The following is a 16,176-nucleotide window of genomic DNA, read 5'->3' as shown; positions in this document are numbered from 1 at the left end:
CGGATGATAGTGAGGTTCAAATGCGAAGTACCATATAAAATCATAAGATTTGTGGTACTTCAAGCATTTGAAGATACTACTATCTTTATTGATCTGTTTCAATATTAATAGAACTACTCCCACCTACTCACAAGCTGTTGATTTCATTCCCATTTTGGATTATGTAGATGACCTTTCACTAATCTATTCGCCAAAAATGCCCTTTAACTCCTTAATTTATTGATTTGAGCAACTCCTGTTTCCATTGCAGCCTCAGCCACGGCTTCTGCTACATGTGCCACCACTCTAGGGTCAAATGGATCTGGAATCACATAATCCGGGTTAAGCTCTTCATCAGTAATTAATCCGGCAATCGCATAAACGGCTGCAAGTTTCATTTCTTCGTTGATTTCTTTTGCAGATACGTCCAAAGCACCACGAAATACACCAGGGAATGCAAGTACATTATTAACCTGATTGGGAAAGTCAGAGCGTCCTGTCCCTACTACGAGTGCTCCAGCTTCCTTTGCCTCCTCTGGCATGATTTCTGGCACCGGATTTGCCATGGCAAAAATAATCGCATCACGATTCATAGAATGTACCATCTCTTTCGTGACGGCACCTGCGGCCGATACTCCAACAAACACATCTGCCCCTACAAGTGCATCTGCAAGTGTACCTTTTTTCTGTTCTTTATTAGTGATAGATGCCATTTCCTCCTTAAAAGGGTTCATCCCGATTGGACGGCCTTTATAAATGATCCCTTTTGTATCACATAAAATGACATCCTTAACACCCATACGAAGGAGCAGCTTAACGATTGCAACTCCGGCAGCACCAGCACCATTTATAACAACGCGAATATCCTCTATATTTTTGGCAACGAGTTTTAATGCATTAATTAACCCCGCGGCGGTTACAATCGCTGTACCATGCTGATCATCATGGAAAATTGGAATATCACAAACCTTTCGCAGCCTGTCCTCAATTTCAAAGCATTGTGGTGCTGCAATATCTTCTAAGTTCACTCCTCCGAAAGTCGGTTCCAATAATTTAACAACCTCAACCATCTTTTCGGAATCTGTTATATCTAAGCAAATAGGGAAGGCATCTATGTCTGCAAACGCTTTAAATAATAAGGCTTTTCCTTCCATGACCGGCATAGCAGCCTTTGGACCGATATTCCCCAGACCAAGTACGGCTGTTCCGTTTGTAACAACTGCAACAAGATTCTTCTTCATGGTATAATCGTACACTTTGCTTTCATCCTTATAAATTTCTATACATGGCTCCGCTACACCTGGAGAATACGCGAGGCTTAAATCCTTTGCATTGCGTACGGGAACTTTTGAATGAACACCAAGCTTTCCTCCATTTTCCTTATGCATTTTTAGTGCTTCTTCACGTAAATTCCCCATACAATTCCTCTCCTTATGTTTAATTTAAAAGTGAATTTTACTTTTCACTTTTTTGATTATTGTCATAATCGCAGCGCAACTTTTCACTAATAGTGAATAAAGTTCCTTATATTTAAAAATATAAATAAATTTCAAAAAAATGTCAATTTTTATTTTTAAATTTTTTACTATTCATACAAATAAAGCAAGCGTGAGCGATTAGTCTTCGACCTCTCACTCTCCTTACTTATCGCTCGGTATACGGCAGTTCAATTATGACGCAGTTGTTCATACTTTTGATATAAACTTTTGAGACCGCGTTGACCCCAATAGGGTTTACGAAGTTTCTGTCTAAGATTGGACCCTTAGAAATTATCATACGTTTTCCCGCTTACCATTTAAAAACAATCCTGCTGAAATCCTTGTAAATACTGGCTTTTCTAACTCATATCTCGAATAAAATGTTTATTTTATCTTACTTAATACACAACTTTGAATAACAACAATATCGTTATAACGAACGTACGTATATGTATCTTTATCATCGAATAATAAATCCAAGTATGGGCAGTTTGAGTTCTGTTATCCGTAACTTCTTTTTTTATTTTATCGATAACTTGGGCAGTATTTACAGTAAGGTCTTTTACCTTACCCTTTCTTTCATCCATTTACACATATCTTTAAATGACTTTTGGTTATCAACATTGTTTAAATTAGAAAATCTCGTCCTCATGAGTTCATCTTTGTAAAAGAATTGGAGGAAAATGAATGGGAATTGTTACTGAAGCAAAATTTCATTTATTTAAAGAAAAAATATTTTCTCTAGAATTGCCCTTATGCGGTAATGACCTTTTAAATTCAACTTTCTTATTGCAAAGGGATGAAAAGAAAAAACTAGAGGTTTATTACACCCCTTTTGATTACATAAATGAGAATGCCAAAGTGGTTATAGTCGGCATTATACCTGGACTCCACCAGATGAAAAAAGCTTATACAGCAGTTATTGAGAATAGACATTTAAGTGATGAGGAACTCCTTCATCAGGTGAAAAAAAGTGCTAGTTTTGAGGGAACAATGAGAAAAAATCTCACAGCCATGCTAGATGAACTTGAATTACCGAGACATCTCGGCATTTCATCTTCAAGCGAACTTTTTGGTACAGCCAGTCACCTTGTTTACAATACTTCCATCCTCCCATATGCTGTATTTTTCAATCATCAAAATTTTAACGGTTCACGGCCCAATATTTTAAAAACCGAAATGCTATTAGAATATGTAAAAAATTATTTTATTAAAGATATCTCGACAATGGAAAATCCATTTATTATTCCTTTAGGAGTGAATGTAAGCAAAGTTCTCGACTATTTTTACAAAAATAAACCTATTTTAAAGGGATTCCCTCATCCTTCAGGAAGTAATGGTCATCGGCACAGACAATTTCGGGAAAATAAAGAGGATATGAAAAGACAAATGGAAAATTATTTTACACATAAATCGTTAGGATTTTTGTAAAGTGAACTTCTATTGTTATCTATGTATTTCTTAGGTCTTCCTTTATAGAATCCGTTTTGAAAAATAAGCTGCTTTCACCCCTTTTCACCGTCAAAGAGAATGTCAGTTCTTTTTTATCTGAACATTTTACCTTCCACTGTTAAATTTTCCAATTTAAAATGCTTGCAGCAACAAAAAAGAAGCCAATCCACCTTCCACTTCGCTCACTATCGCATTGCTACGGATTGAAGATGGGAGTCTTCCTGGTTAAAAAGACTAAAGGTAGGGAAAATAGAAGGATTTACTTTCCTCTTTTATCTTTTAAAATACATAGAAGGAGGTAGAGTAACATGTACAAAAAAGCAATCATCCTCGTGATGCTCTCATCAATATTATTAGTATTAGTATTGGTTAGAACTCATACAGCTGCTCCTGTTAACAATACAAATCCTAAAAGCAATGGTTCCTCTGAATATACTACGGTGGAATACAAGATTACCAATATTAATGGTAATCAATACTATGGAAAAGGTGATGACGGGACCGAGATTCGTTTTTCTGATAAAAACATCCTTTCAGAGGATAAAATACAAGTTCATGATGAGGTAATATGCTATTTTGAAAAGAATAATTTAGGTAAAGGATTAGTAAAAGTGGAGAAGAAATAATATCAGGGATGCCCCTTGTACTCACTTAAAACGAAGGTCATTTAATTCGTCCATACTTTTAGCGTTCTGGTGTTATTAGAAACATAGAATCTCAATATCCCTTTCATCTATAAATGATAATACTGAAATAATTTATGTATGAATTCAATCTCGCTTTGGACAGACTTCACCTTTTGTTGAAGTTGTCCTTTTTTCAGCGTATGCATCACCTTCATTCCACAGATAATCAGTTTGGCTTGTTCGAAACATTTAAACCCATAGAGGAAGATGGAATAAAAGGAAAAGCACATGCTCCTTTTATTCCATCGTTGAACTCCCCTACTAGGATTTTGTTATATAGAATCACTCAAGATTGATTATCTAAGAATCAATGGCAATTTGATCCATTTTTTGAATTGCATGCTGTTTTTGGCTTTGGACGAGGTAAATCGAGCGCTGGATTACGGTCGAAGAATCCAACCGGTTTTAATTGAAAATTAATGTACGCTGTCGGCATAACCGGCCAATCTTCTGGTCTTGTGATATGATGATGTCCCATTGTATACCACACAACTACGTCTTCATTTTCAATATTCCGATTTGCTGCCGTGTACTTTGGTAAGCCATCGCCGCCTTTATGTTGGTTCGGATATTTTCCTGTTGCATACATCTCATTTGGATCATATGGCGTAACGTGTAACTGATTCTTCAGAAAACCAGCACGTTTCATTACACTCGAATTATCACTTGCAAATGGAAGACAGTTTTCACCTGGCATAATTTTATAGCCAACCGGTGTGCCAACCGCATTCAAAGAATTCGGATTAATGATTTTCCATGTACGTTGAGTAGCCATATCTAGATTACGCTTGGCCTCTTCTTCTGTTTTAAATGTTTTTGAATCAATATAAAACGCATTACTATACGGATTATTCGGTCCCTCTTCTTCTGGAAGCGTGTTAATTTCCACTACAGAATTCTTCGGACCATCCAGCATCGTATCCAAGCGGAAATTAAAGAAATGTTGGTGATAAACCGCATTCAATTTTGGGGCAACCTCTGTTCCATATTTAGACTTACCGCTATCATCGAATGTACCCGTATTCAACATACCGGTTAATTTCACTTCCATTTCCAGCGTTCCATCTTGATAGAAGCTCCAATAAAAACCGTAATCATAATTACCGACCGTACAGAAGAACGAAAGAACCAATCGACGTGAGCGGCGCACCTCCACTTGTTCTGTTCGCCAATCGGTATGCTTCCATGCCACACCGTAATCTTCTTCATGTAAACAGATGGCATTGGGAATTGTTCGTACATTTCCTCTGCTATCCGTCATCACCGCGTCAAAATAACGAATTTCACCTAGACAATCGCATCCTAATTCTAAAGAATTCGCTAATTGTCCCAATCCGTATTCACCGGCATCGAAGGCATTTTGACTATTATGGGCAAAACTAGCATCACCATAAGGAACTACCATCTCTGACAAGGCAGCACGATACAAAATCGGACGAACCTTACCTTTGTCTTCATATCCGACTGTATGTAGAACTAATCCTTCTCTCGGTGTAAATCCGAATCGAATATTCCATTTTTGCCATTTGATCAGATGGCCATCTATTTCAAAACTCGGCCCTTCCGGTTGAATAATTTCAAGAGGTTTTAAATCAGTGCGAAGTGTAATGCTACCAGATGTTTCAGGAGAATAGTTACCATCTAATGGAGGCATCTGTCTTACACCATGGTCTTCTACTCTTAATACCTCCATTTTATTTAAATCAACAAATACGACAATCCCCGTTAACGGATAGGCATACCCATTATCATTTGGAAATTTTCGTACCCAACAAATTGCGCGGGCCAATCTTTTTCCTTCATTTTCTTTTATGCCAAAATAGCCGGCTGACCAAGGATCGACCATAACTAAATTAGAATCCGTAATGCCGCGTTTTAATAAAGCTTCCTGAAACTCAGGGCTATTTTTGACAACTTGCTCGCACTCCTCGAATTCATCTAACATAACTCCTGGTTGAACATTTGGGATATACTCCCAGGATGTTACTTTTCCTTTTGTAATAGAAACAATAGCCTCATATGTTTTTTCTGTTTTATTATCTAAAAGAATCATAAATGCTTCGCGTGTAATTGTATCTCCAGCTTCATAATTAAGTACAGTATCCTTCGCTGGCTCTTTTAGTGTCACTGTGACAAATCGTACGTATTGACTTAGATTTTTCTCCGTCCGTATGATTTCAACAGCCTTTTTGATTTCTTGACCTGTTAGTGGTTCCAACGGATGCTTCACGGCACTACTAATGGTTTCATGTACTCGCATAAACGATTCCTCCTAACATTGTAAGTGTACTCAATATACCTCTAAATTTTTAGGAATTCATTGTAAAAATCGGAACTAAACTTACTTTTTATGCGATAAATTAGTTCTACATACTACCATCTATTCGTTTTTATACTATAATCAACTTAATAATCTTAAGCCTTGTGAAATTAAAATAAATTATGTAAAAGGGGGAAGTGAAATAATGGGGGACAGAGATTTTTCTTTCTATCCAATTCAACCGGAAATGATGTCCAATTCTCAGCTATATCTCGAGAACCAGCCAAAAGGTCTTTTAAAAAATGAAGTAATCTTATTTTATCAATTAACGACAGGTGAACATACATCGGCTCACCTCCCAGTTATTCCAGACGGATGTTTAGACCTACTTTTTTGTTGCAATCCCTCTCAACCCTTTGCTATCCTTGCTACCAGTCCTGAATATCGTTGTCTCTACCACTTTAAACCGAATTGTGTTTATTTCGGTGTCAGACTTTTCCCAGAACAAACACTTCTTACTCTTCCATGTTCGATTAAAGAATTGATTCAGCATCAGCAAATCCCTTTATTTGAAATGGTACAATTTGATTCATCTCTACTCGAAAACATGGTACGACTTCAAAGTTTTCCAGAACGAATCAAATGGTTTATCTCCTTTTTTCAACAAAAACAGCAAGAGACCAACTACGATCAAAACCTCATCAAATATTGCCTAAACAGTATTTATGCCACGAATGGTATCATCCATATAAATCAATTGGCATCCGACACCGGATATTCAAGTAGATACCTACAAAGGAAATTCGAAGAATATATCGGCTTCTCACCCAAACAATTGTGTCAGATTATTCGATTGCAATACACTATTCAAGAACTGCTTCACCGTAATCAACTATTAAATACAGTCATCGATGATTTTAGTTTCTATGATAAATCTCATTTTTACAAAGGCTTCAAAAAATATATGAATCTAACGCCCAAACAATATATTAATACATATAAGTCAGTCAGCCACTCTTAAATTATAAGCACCAATCGAAAGAGGATATGTTTCAGTAGCTATTCCCATCTAAAAAAGAAATCGATTGAAATCCATTTTGAGGAGGGTATAACATGCTTACTTCAGTTAGTTTGCTGATGGTAATTGGATATAGCCTATATTTTTCGTTCTCCAGCTATCTAACAAACTGCAAAGAGAATCACTCATGGGTCAAATGCATTCCGATGATTCTCGGAATGACAAGCAGTTTGACAGTCGGTTTAGTAATTGGTACCTGGATGCCGGATCGACTTGCGGTCACAACTATTCTATCAATCGTTTTAAGCAGCATCCTTGGTAGTTTCATAGGAAAAAAGTTTGGAACAAATGGATTTATCGAAGCACAATCTTCAAGTTTAATGGGGGCCATGATGGGAGCGATGCTAGGCGTCATGCTGGAGACAAATGAAGTAAACATTATGATTATCGCCATAGATCTTATTTTTCTTATCAGTGTTTTTTCAATCCTACTCGGATTGGCAAATCGTCAGTTGGAGAAAAAGAAACCTATTTTAAAAAGTAAACCGGCGTCCTTTTATGTGTTCTTCCTTATAAATGTTTGTTTAATCTGTTTTCTACCCATTCTGCAAACCATCGATACGAAGGGGACGACCGATAAAATTGATTCATCGGAACATAGTCATCATCATTAACATTGTTGGAATTCTGCATTCTATAATGCTTAGTAAAGCTCTTCTCACTATGTAATGAAATTCAAAGAAAACAACCTTTATTCTTAAAAATAAAAGTTGTTTTCTTGTTTTATTCCCATAAAACTTCAGAGCTCGCCGCTAGCTAAATTCAAAGATTCTGCACACTAGTGCTTCCATCTCCTTTGGTCTAAGACCCCAGTAAAGATGGTTATATAGAGTTATCCCTTGTTAAAAAATTTTGATAACTAAAATTAAAAATAGAGTTTTGATTTCAGTTACGTACATAAAAAATAACAGCCTATTTGGATGCTAAGTTTAATCCTGTTCTATTTAATTCTAACTCTATAATTACTCTTTTTCACTTTAAACACAAATTTATACGAAATAATCCCTGCGTCTTCTTTAGTATTATCAACTACATATCCTAAATAACCTGCATTCCAAGCTTCTCTATCCTTGTCAACTAGAACAAGCATCATTTCTTGATTAAGTTTAGAATCAAGTCGTTCATAATGCTTAATAAATGTGTCAATCTTCGTTTGATCTTTAAATTCAGTTTCTCTTAATACTTGACCTGAGTATGCGTTTATATTTTGCATGATATATTTCATCTAACAACCTCCTATCCACCATATATTAACATAAATTGTAAATTACTTTTGGATATGAGGCTAATTGTCACTAAAATTACATATAGGGGACATAATTTTAATCAAAATAATTTGTTTCACAAAAGAGCAAAAACATACAAAAATGGATTAACGGATTCCGATGAGGGAGAGGAAATGTACAATTAGTGTATAAATTAGCAGCCAAATTGCATAGCAATTTGGCTGTCTTTTATTGTTATATCCACACTTATAACGAATTGACATTGAAAATAACCATAATATTAACTGTTTTTTACAAGGACAATAATTGTTGTCCGCTATAAAATGGATGTGTTAAATTTGTAGCTAAATCAAATGCAAAACAATCTGTTATAAGGTAATTAGAAAAACACGAACAAACGTTTTATAATATACCTATAAAATAACAGATCAATTGAATTAATTATGGAGGAAATTCATATGTATGTAACAATTTCAGATTTTATTAAAGAATGGAATAGAGAGGCAATGCTAACTCAAGAGGTTTTGGATGGTTTGACAGATGACTCTTTAAAACAACAGGTTTATCCAGAAGGACGAACTTTAGGGCGAATCGCTTGGCATTTCACAACAAACATTCCAGATTATTTAACTAATTTCGGATTGGAAATGAAAAAAGTTGATAATGCACAGAATGTCCCATCCTCAGCAAAAGAAATTGCGGAAACCTTTAAAAAGGTAAGTGCTGAAGCATCTCAAACTATTGAACAACAGTGGACCGATAACTCTTTGAGCCAAATACAAAAGGCGTTTGGCAGAGAGGAAACAAATGCTCAGATTTTAATGGGACTAATCAAACACATCGTTCATCATCGAGGGCAATTAACTATTCTTATCCGTCAAGCTGGGTTAAAACCTTTCGGGGTTTACGGACCTCCAAAGGAAGATTGGGTAAATTTAGGTGTCGAAAATCCTCCACTTTAATAAAAAGTTAAAAGAAATCTAAAAGAAAACGCTTGTTTCCAAGCGTTTTTTGTGCAAAATATAGTGTTGTTTGGGATGAGATTTAAGATGTAAATCATTACAAAAGTTTATTTATTTGTTTCGTAAGCTCTTTAAATTTCTTATCGAGTTCTGCGTACGCTTTATCCTTTGGAGTCATAAAGCTAAGCTTTCCTAAAACTTCTTGTCTTTCTGTTTCAAGCTTTAAACGCAATTCATCGAGGTTATCTCTTTTTGGAGACACTTCATTCAATTGCTTTTGTATGCTGTTATTCGAAATAACGAGTTTGCTGCTTGTCGTTGTTTCGAGAAAATATCGATCATGCGAAACGACGATTAGTGTTCCGTTATACTGCGCTAACGTATCTTCAAGTTGTTCACGTGAAGGTAAGTCAAGATGATTCGTCGGCTCATCTAAGATAAGCACATCTTTTTCTTCTAGTATATATGCCATCAACTTACACTTTACACGCTCACCCATACTCATATTCCTAATCGGTTCTGTCCAATGAGATGTCATAAATCCTAAATGCTTCATTAAAGTTTGGACTTTCCCTCTTGCCTCGAATGTTTCTTGAAAAAAAAGCTGCTCAGGTGTTTGTTCAAGCGGTAAGTCAAACACTTCTTGCGTTAAATAACCAACTTTTGCAGATGGTGAAATCCATACATCGCCCGCAAAAGCTTCCTGTCCAGTAATTACTTTCAATAATGTCGTCTTGCCACTACCATTTGGACCTATTACTGCAACCTTCTCACCATGCTGAATCGTAAAATTGACGTTTTTAAATAATGTTCGTCCGTCAAAGGACTTTGTTAACTTCTTAACTTCTAAAAATCGTTTTCCTACTTTGTTGTTTGCTTTCATTGAAAAACGTACCGTATATTCTGACTCAACAGGTTCAGCTTTTGCTTTTTCAAGCTCTTTTTCAAGACGCTTTTGTTTGGATTTGACTTGTGCATCCATACGCTTTGCTTTTACGCGATAGTATTCTTTAACTCCTTCCTTTTTCGTCGATTGTGCATGAGCTTTTTTCGACCAAGAAGTCAGTTCATTCATTTGTCCTTCAATCCGTTCAACCATCTTTTGCTGTTTTTCATATTCACGCTGCTGGGTAAGTCTTTTCTGTTTACGAACCTCCATATAACTAGAATAATTCCCCTTATGTTCAATCAGCTTTTTTCCTTCAATCGACCATATTTTTGTTGCAACGGCATCTAAAAAATAACGATCATGCGAAACAAAAATAATCGTACCTTTATAATTCTTCATTTGTCTATTAAGCATTTCTACACCTTGCTCATCGAGGTGATTCGTCGGTTCATCTAATAGTAAAACATCTGCATCTTTTGAAAAACCTTTTGCAAGGCGTGCTTTTAGTTTTTCTCCACCGCTCAATTGTGAAAAATCATGGGTTGGTACATGCCACTTCTCTAGTAATTTAACTTCAAAAGGAGTCTTGTCTTCAGAAGAATACGACTCGGTTTCTTGTTCAACCATAACCATTTTTAAGTCTTGTTGCAGCCATTGTATATGTCCTTGTTCCGGCACTAAGTCATCGTTAATTAATTGCAATAATGTAGATTTACCTGCACCATTCTTGCCAATAACACCGATGATATCTCCTTGCTGAACACTAGCATTTAGATCTTCAAAAACGTTAAGATCCATAACTGTATAGCTAATATTAGATAATTTCAATAGTTCTTTCATATAATCTATCCCTCTCTTTAAAGGGAGAATAAAAAAAATCCTCCCCATTCATTTGGAAGGATTAGCCGTACCTTTGCATAATCAAATAAGCTATTTTCATTAATAGCTCTACAATTTATAGAAAATGGGCAGACTAATCCTATTTGTTATGATTTGAAATATGCGATTTCAAATTTTAAAAATAAGATTAGTTAATCATCGTCCACCCATCATCCCTTCGAATATTATTAAAATTAGTATAGCACAAACTCATCTTTAAAAACAAAAGTAAATCCAGTTATATAGAATCTTTAAATCCTAACAACTCAATATGAAATCCATAATTTTTTCTCTAGACTAACGTTAATTATTTCTTCTCTTTTACTTCGTATTTCGCCTCTGTATAACCTGTGACAGAACCATTATTGGGATCATCGTTATTAAATTGAACGACTGATACTGTGTGTATTCCTGGCTTTAACATACTTTCCTGCAAATTCACTGATGTTTGTGTTAGTTCTCCAAACTGTTCTGTATTAGAAAACAGCTTATCCACATACACAAACGATTGTTTGCTTCCATCAAAGTTTTCAGCATCCATGCCAATTTGAATAAGGATATCCTCTTCAGAAACAAATAAAACTGGAGTATTTCCATTTTCAGATGTACCAGCAGCAGTACTTAACATAATTTTCCCATTCCCTTTAGCGGTTGTGTCATTTGGAAATGGATATTTACTCTTAGTAGTTTCTTCATCCTTCTTTGTCTCCTCTGTAGTTTGATTTTCATTAGTGTTATTATTTTCTTCATTATTACTGCAACCAAAGACAGACATAAGAAAAAATGATAAAGAAATAGTCATTAAAACTTTAGAAAAATACTTCAATTATTTCCCTCCTCTAAAATTCCCTTTTTATACACGTTAGCAATTTAAAACTAGAGTTCCCGATTAATGGATAAAATATGTTGTCAAGTCGAGACATTAAGAAAGACATAAAAAACAAGACTTCAAGAAATACCTGCATCGAAAATGGATGAAAAAAGAATCAGCCATTGACTGATTCTTTTAATCACCACTATTTGTTTTTTTACATTAACTGAGTTGGAACGTTATCTCCTCAGTGAACCGATGGATTTTCTTGAACCGTATTACAGTGCTGCGAGATTACTTTATCATCCATCTAAATCGACACACAGGATTATGAATAGAAATCTATTCACGTACAAAAGAAGGCTTAATCGGCAAAATAACATCTACCGTAGTTCCTTGATTAACGGTACTGTCTATACCCATTGTCCCTCCATGTTCTTGGACAATTTTTTGGCTAACCATTAGCCCCAGTCCTGTCCCTTTTTCTTTTGTACTGAAAAAAGGTTCGCCAATATTTTTAATCCGTTCTTTAGATATCCCCTGGCCCTGATCAATAAATCTAAACAAAATAGAGTCAGCACTGTGCCAAAGAACCTGAATTTTAATGACTCCTCCGTTCGGCATAGCTTCTACTGCATTTTGAAGAATGTTCATATACACCTGTTTCATTTGGTTTCCGTCACAATAGATAAGCGGTAAATTTTCACTATACTCTTGCACAATTTGAACATTTTTCAATAAAGCTTGTGTCTCAAATAAAAGTACCACTTGTTGTAAAAGAAGCCTTCCATCTATTTCTTTCATTTGCGGTGCTTGAGGCTTGGCAAGTGATAAAAAACCCTGAACGATATCTTCTAATCTATCAATTTCAGACAAGATAACATCCGTATACAAGGGGTTATTTGTTTCCTTTTGTAATAGCTGAATAAATCCCTTTATCGAAGTCAGTGGATTCCTTATTTCATGTGCTACTCCCGCAGCCAATTGTCCTGCAACGGAAAGTTTTTCTGATTTGCGTATTAGTTGATCTGCCTTTTTTCGTTCGGAAATATCACGAGCTACTATGACAAGATGTTCAACTTCATTATTTCCATCCAGTACAGGAGTTCCCCAAGCCTCTACATAGACCCAACCTCCACTAACATGTTTACATCGGAATTCAATATAGCAAGGTGTCTTCGATGAAATTGAGTTTTCATACTGAGTTTGCACATAAGAAATATCATCAGGATGGACTAAATCAAAAGCTCTATTCCCTTCATATACATCAGTTGGAAATCCTAATATAGTCTCATGAGAGGGCGATGCGTAGCGAACTATACACTTTGTATCCAACACGCCAATTAAATCTTGCATATTTTCTGCAATGAGGCGATATTTTTCTTCGCTTTGACGGAGAGCTTCCTCTACTTCTTTTCTTGCTGTAATGTCCCGGAACATTCCTTGAATAGCCGGCTCTCCATCATACATAATTCCAGTTGCTATACCTTCCACATAAAAGATTGTTCCATCAGGACGAATCATTCTATATTCCCAAAGTTCGACTTCACTCTCGTTTTCTTGTGCTAAACATTGTATCCGTTCAAACCCCATCTTTCGATCATCCGGATGAACAAAATCTAAAATAGGCTTCCCAAGTAATTCTTTAGGATGGGTAAACCCTAAAATTTTCACTCCTGCTTTGTTCATATATTTAATAATCCCCTGACTGTGTACGACAATCGGTTCTGGAGATAGATTTACTAACCTTCTATACCGTTCTTTACTTTCTTCAAGGTCTCGTGCCGCCTTTTTTCTATCGGTGATGTCACTATACATAGTTAGAATGGCCGAACTTCCACCATAAGGGATAGACACACTGCCGATTTCGACATCAATCACTTCTCCATCTTGTGCTATCAGCTTCATTTCTGTTATCGGCAGTTCTTCTCCCACTTCAGTTTGAGCTAGCCTCTTTTTAGAAAGTTCATAAGAATCTGGGTGAAGACAGATGGAGATTTCTTTCCCTACTACGTCCTCTTCCTTTATCGTTTTCAAAGCGCAGGGATTCGCATAAAGAAATTTTCCATCCCGATGAATGACAATCCCTTTAGGAGAATATTCAACTACTTTTTGATATCGCTCTTCACTTTCTTTTCTTTCGGTAATATCAATACAGGAACCAATAACTTCAACTACTTCTCCACCTCTTTGGACAGGACGCAAAGAGGCAAGATACCAAACGCCATTGACTTCCTCTTCGTAGGTAACATTCTCCTTGTTTTCCCAAGCTCTTCGATAATAATGAGCTTTTCTTTCTGCTAAATCATCAGGTAGAAAATCTCGTAGTCCCTTTCCTAAGATTTGTTCAGGTGTGAAATTCATTCGGTACAGCAATTCCCCATCACATAAGGTATGAATAAATTTTTTATTATATTCAATAAATTTAAACATCATCCCTTGTTGCTGCCTTAAGGTATCCCGCAATTCTTGACGTGCTTGTTCTAACTCTTCCTCTAACCATTTTTGTCTACTGAATTCTTGTGAAATCCCTTCTCGATGAACAATCTGTTCTATTTGATAAAACTGCTGTATCAATTGATCAGGAGGTAAAGGTTCACTAAATAGATAGCCTTGCCCCATATTACAAAGATTCTGTTGAAGGAAAATTAAATGTTCTTTCGTTTCAATCTCTTCAGCAATCACTTCCAGCTTTAATTGGTGAGCCATTGCAATAATAGCTTTTACAATTGTGGCATCCTTCTGATCTACTCTACAATTACAAATAAAAGATTGGTCTATTTTGATACTATCAATAGGAAATTCTTTTAAATAATGTAGAGGACTATAGCCTGTTCCAAAATCATCCAAACTAAGCCGGATACCGAGACGTTTTAATTCCTTTACGACAGGAAGAACATCCTGAACATTCATCATTATATTTTCTGTAATTTCAAGTTCCAAATATTCAGGAGCAAGTCCCGTTTCTTCTAAAATAAGCCGTACTCTCTCAACTAAATTCGGTTGATAAAGCTGACGAACGGACAAGTTAACAGCCATCACCATAGGGGATATACCGGCTTCCTGCCACGCTTTGTTTTGCTCACAAGCTGTGCGCAATACCCATTCACCTATTGGTATAATCAATCCTGTTTCTTCAGCAAGAGGAATAAAGTCTACTGGTAAGATTACCCCTTTTTCTGGATGTTCCCAGCGAATCAAGGCTTCTACTCCATTAATTTTCCCTGAATCCAAATGGAGTCTTGGTTGATAACAGAGACTAAACTCTTTCTTTTCAAGTGCAGTCCTAAGATCAGTTTCTAACATACATATTTGATTGGTATTTTTTGATTCCAGCATTGTAGCACCTCAAATTACAGATTTTGCGAAAAGAAAGCCCATTACGGTGCGCTGGCACCCCCTTTTTTAAGGATGGGATGAATGCTCGCTCAAATGCGGTGTGCAGATAAAATATCGAAAATACGTTCTGTACACCATACGTTAAAAATGGTATAATTTGGTATATAGGATATTCTTTGAAAACTGAACATAGGTGGTTGTGACAGGAAAAACGTCTGTCATGTAAAATGTTCAACGTTCTGCCGACCAACACTCTTCATAGAAAGAGTGCGGTATCGTAATCCTAGACAAGTATCGCCGATTGAACGGCGTAGTTGGCACCGACCTTGCCCTCTTGAAGGACTGTTTTTCTCTCAAGTGTTGCTCACCCAAGTCTCGCCTCTGTCTCTTCTTATGGAAGATGGTAAGTGGGATATTTGTGAGAAAGAACCCCAGCGGCTTTAGCCATGGGAGTGGTCAGCGAACCTCTATCCTTATAACGATTTAACTTAGACGTACGGCATTGCTTCTCTGTTTTTTTTATAAAATTACCTTTTTCGGTAAGTAGTTTTCACTTACATTGTAATCCATGAGTCAAGTTGTAACATTTCTCCTAAGACGCAATATCTAAATGATTACCAGTTCAATATAATTATATAATTTTTTCAGTGCTGTTTGATACTATTCACTATAAAAATAAATCAATTTTTCTTTTGCTTGATTTGTCAAACTTATATTGAATAAACATTAGTTCGTCTTCTTCAAATACAGTATCACAAATCAATGAAAAAAGGCTTGATTCTATTTTACTTCGTTAAACTCATATTGAGTATAATTTAAAATCTTGATAGCTTATTCTTTGTTCCTTTTCCAAAAAGCTCGGTTATAGGACGTTGTTGATTTTTGGTCCTACTCGTGTGAAACCTTGGTCTCACACACCTTTCAGCAAGACCCTCCTCAAAAATAACTATGAAATTTTAGTAAGTTAAGTTCAAAAAAAGAGACTGACTTTTTATAGTCAGTCTAAGGTGACGCAAGGTGCTTCCTTACGTCTTATATATATTATTCAAATAGTAAGACAAGTGTTCCCCATTTTAAATTCAGATAAAATAATAATAAAAATGATTAACTTGTCCAACTTAAAAGTCAACCACGTTA

The 16,176-nt window shown here is 35.9% G+C and carries 11 protein-coding genes; 5 read left to right on the top strand and 6 right to left on the bottom strand.

The window, feature by feature from the left end; all coding sequences use genetic code 11:
- Positions 1–203: 203 nt before the first annotated feature.
- Positions 204–1,397 carry an NADP-dependent malic enzyme gene (locus tag BAOM_RS09175; RefSeq protein WP_127760014.1) on the bottom strand — a complete coding sequence of 398 codons (1,194 nt, stop codon included), beginning with the start codon at positions 1,395–1,397 and terminating at the stop codon, positions 204–206.
- Between the two features lie 747 nt (positions 1,398–2,144).
- On the opposite strand from BAOM_RS09175, the gene BAOM_RS09170 reads away from it, so the two are divergent.
- Both BAOM_RS09170 and BAOM_RS09165 read left to right on the top strand, forming a co-directional pair.
- A complete protein-coding gene (locus tag BAOM_RS09170) occupies positions 2,145–2,888 on the top strand; it encodes a uracil-DNA glycosylase family protein (protein ID WP_127760013.1) in 744 nt (247 codons plus the stop codon).
- A 329-nt stretch (positions 2,889–3,217) separates the two neighbouring features.
- Positions 3,218–3,535 (top strand): hypothetical protein, encoded by a 318-nt coding sequence (locus BAOM_RS09165; RefSeq protein ID WP_127760012.1) that lies wholly within the window; start codon positions 3,218–3,220, stop codon positions 3,533–3,535.
- Between the two features lie 367 nt (positions 3,536–3,902).
- On the opposite strand, the gene BAOM_RS09155 is transcribed toward BAOM_RS09165, so the two are convergent.
- The gene (locus tag BAOM_RS09155) at positions 3,903–5,855 is read right to left on the bottom strand and encodes a primary-amine oxidase (RefSeq protein ID WP_127760011.1); all 1,953 of its coding nucleotides are present in this window, start codon (positions 5,853–5,855) and stop codon (positions 3,903–3,905) included.
- A gap of 205 nt (positions 5,856–6,060) precedes the next feature.
- Between BAOM_RS09155 and BAOM_RS09150 the strand changes: the two genes are divergently transcribed.
- Both BAOM_RS09150 and BAOM_RS09145 read left to right on the top strand, forming a co-directional pair.
- Entirely contained in the window at positions 6,061–6,876 is an 816-nt protein-coding gene (locus BAOM_RS09150) for a helix-turn-helix domain-containing protein (protein WP_127760010.1), read from the top strand.
- A gap of 92 nt (positions 6,877–6,968) precedes the next feature.
- Positions 6,969–7,547, top strand: coding sequence for a hypothetical protein (locus BAOM_RS09145; protein WP_127760009.1), 579 nt, complete (start codon positions 6,969–6,971; stop codon positions 7,545–7,547).
- Between the two features lie 326 nt (positions 7,548–7,873).
- Here the strand turns inward: BAOM_RS09145 and BAOM_RS09140 are convergent, their stop codons facing one another.
- Positions 7,874–8,158 carry a hypothetical protein gene (locus BAOM_RS09140; RefSeq protein WP_127760008.1) on the bottom strand — a complete coding sequence of 95 codons (285 nt, stop codon included), beginning with the start codon at positions 8,156–8,158 and terminating at the stop codon, positions 7,874–7,876.
- A gap of 459 nt (positions 8,159–8,617) precedes the next feature.
- Between BAOM_RS09140 and BAOM_RS09135 the strand changes: the two genes are divergently transcribed.
- Positions 8,618–9,121: a DinB family protein gene (locus BAOM_RS09135; protein WP_127760007.1), complete on the top strand. Its 504-nt coding sequence runs from the start codon at positions 8,618–8,620 to the stop codon at positions 9,119–9,121.
- A gap of 97 nt (positions 9,122–9,218) precedes the next feature.
- Here the strand turns inward: BAOM_RS09135 and abc-f are convergent, their stop codons facing one another.
- The 3 genes from abc-f to BAOM_RS09120 form a co-directional block, all read right to left on the bottom strand.
- Entirely contained in the window at positions 9,219–10,850 is a 1,632-nt protein-coding gene (gene abc-f, locus BAOM_RS09130; RefSeq protein WP_127760006.1) for a ribosomal protection-like ABC-F family protein, read from the bottom strand.
- 346 nt (positions 10,851–11,196) lie between these two features.
- Positions 11,197–11,715, bottom strand: coding sequence for a hypothetical protein (locus BAOM_RS09125; RefSeq protein ID WP_127760005.1), 519 nt, complete (start codon positions 11,713–11,715; stop codon positions 11,197–11,199).
- 327 nt (positions 11,716–12,042) lie between these two features.
- Complete coding sequence (locus BAOM_RS09120; protein ID WP_127760004.1) at positions 12,043–15,039, bottom strand: PAS domain S-box protein; 2,997 nt, start codon at positions 15,037–15,039, stop codon at positions 12,043–12,045.
- Positions 15,040–16,176: the final 1,137 nt, after the last annotated feature.

Source organism: Peribacillus asahii (assembly GCF_004006295.1).
Lineage (GTDB): Bacteria > Bacillota > Bacilli > Bacillales > DSM-1321 > Peribacillus > Peribacillus asahii_A.
The sequence above is the reverse complement of the archived record's forward strand: the minus strand, read 5'-3'. Positions and strand labels throughout refer to the sequence as shown.